The following is a 202-nucleotide window of genomic DNA, read 5'->3' on the forward strand; positions in this document are numbered from 1 at the left end:
TGTCCACGGGGCTGAGTTCGACCAACAGCGCGGTCACGTCGCTGTCGACGTCGACCTCGACGGCTGTCGGCTCGTTGTCCACGGGGCTGAGTTCGACCAACAGCGCGGTCACGTCGCTGTCGACGTCGACCTCGACGGCTGTCGGCTCGTTGTCCACGGGGCTGAGTTCGACCAACAGCGCGGTCACGTCGCTGTCGACGTC

At 66.3% G+C, this 202-nt stretch carries 1 protein-coding gene; it reads right to left on the reverse strand.

Annotated elements, in window-relative coordinates:
- Window positions 1-187 (reverse strand): hypothetical protein (locus G3O00_RS44065; RefSeq protein WP_277399400.1); only part of this gene is annotated, 187 nt, incomplete at its 3' end.
- Window positions 188-202: the final 15 nt, after the last annotated feature.

It is taken from the genome of Burkholderia sp. Ac-20384 (assembly GCF_017104605.1).
In the GTDB taxonomy this organism is placed as follows: Bacteria; Pseudomonadota; Gammaproteobacteria; order Burkholderiales; family Burkholderiaceae; genus Burkholderia; species Burkholderia lata.